Source organism: Chromatiales bacterium (genome assembly GCA_020445605.1).
Taxonomy (GTDB): domain Bacteria; phylum Pseudomonadota; class Gammaproteobacteria; order JAGRGH01; family JAGRGH01; genus JAGRGH01.
In genome coordinates, this window is sequence record JAGRGH010000008.1 from 1 (window position 1) to 1,592 (window position 1,592).

Sequence of the window (1,592 nt, forward strand, 5' to 3'; positions counted from 1 at the left end):
GACTTGGCGAAGCCAGGTACCTTGGTGCTGGTGCCGGAGGGTCATGTGCTGGCCTCGGTCAGGTCCGATTATCGCGCAATGGAAAACATGATCTTCGGCGAGATGCCGCATATCGATCAGATTCTGGAGGTGCTCCAAGCACTTCAGGAAGAAATCAATGCATGACGAGTAGCTATAAGGCTGCACAAGAAGGGTCGCAAGATCAGTAACGATCATAGTTGCATTGAATTATCTCAAGTTGTCCCTCTTGTAAGTCCATGTAACTGGATCAAAAAAAGTCCCAGAGCAATTCCTGCCAGGCCCCAGCCCCATTCGAGCGACCCCAGGGTGATGAATATCCCCGCAGCGATGAAGAGAACCAGCCGAAACAGACCGAATTGTGCCAGGTGCAGGCGTGCGCGCGCGTGCCATTCCGTTTGTATACCGGGCCTTATCCAGAGTGGTATCAGGTAGCTTGCCGCACCGGTAACCAGTGGTAACAGGAAAATGAACACATAGGCTAGACTGGCATGTATGGTGGAGACCAGATTGCTGGCATGTGAAGCCCCCAATATGAAGATGATCAGCAGTCCGGGGAGGGCACCGGCAATTGCGGTACTGTTAGCATTCCAGTGTTGTGGCTCCTTTCGATACAGCGACAGCCAGGAAAGACCTAGCCTTACAAGCGGCCATAACCAGCACAGCAGCCCCGGCCAGATAAGGGGCCATACCCAGGCCGCGCCTGTGGCTATCAGGATAGTACCTGTAACAACCCATTTGAGGTCAGATCGTAATCGTTGTGCTGCGAACATGTCGGGTTGACCAAGGGCGGTAGGCAGTAACACCTGCAGGGTTCCCACAGCGGTGATCGCTATAAAGCCAAGGGTGTTGAGATGAAGGTGAAAACGGCGTAGCGCCAGGTACTGGCTTGGCCATTGCTGCATCAATAGTACGGTCAGCAGCCCAATCAGCAAAAAGATCATTGCAGCCAGGTACCAGTATGCACCGGGATGTGAACCACCCAGGCTGTTATGGGATAGGCGAAATATCCACCATGCCAGTATTGCGGCAGTGGTTATACCGAGTATTGCTGCCACAATGCGCAGGGCAGGTGGTGTAGATGGAAATAGAAAAGAACTGACAGCCAGCATGCCGGCCAACAGCATCAGCCATGGTAGTGCATGTATCCCTCGTGCATGCGGGCTACTTCGAGTAAGTACCGGCACGAAGTGAATCATCGCACCTGTAATAAGTGGCATGGCACCAGTTGCCAGCGCCAGATGAATGGGCGCTAGCATGGCGTAACCCGATGCATAAAGGAAGATCGCCCCGGCAAACGAGGCTAGGGCGAACAAGACGAGGGTGAACAACAACATCCAGACCTTGTTAGTCAGTCTCGCGCTTGAAATTGATTACGATCTGCTCCGGTTCACGCTGAACGTAGTTGATGGAAACGGCGGAGCCATAGCGTTGCTGCAATTGCTCAAGTAGTGGCAGTGGATCATGGTCGTTGAAAAATTGCATGGTTTCCCCTGGAACCAGGGCATCCAGTGCACCGAAAATGGCTGCATGACGAAATCGTTTGGCAATTCCGCGTGCATCAAACACGTAGA

2 protein-coding genes are annotated in these 1,592 nt (G+C 53.0%); both read right to left on the reverse strand.

Annotated features, from left to right (window positions below):
• Positions 1–233: 233 nt before the first annotated feature.
• Complete coding sequence (locus tag KDG50_01835; GenBank protein ID MCB1864143.1) at positions 234–1,355, reverse strand: hypothetical protein; 1,122 nt, start codon at positions 1,353–1,355, stop codon at positions 234–236.
• 10 nt (positions 1,356–1,365) lie between these two features.
• On the reverse strand, positions 1,366–1,592 hold a 227-nt coding region (locus tag KDG50_01840), incomplete at its 5' end, for a DUF2249 domain-containing protein (protein MCB1864144.1).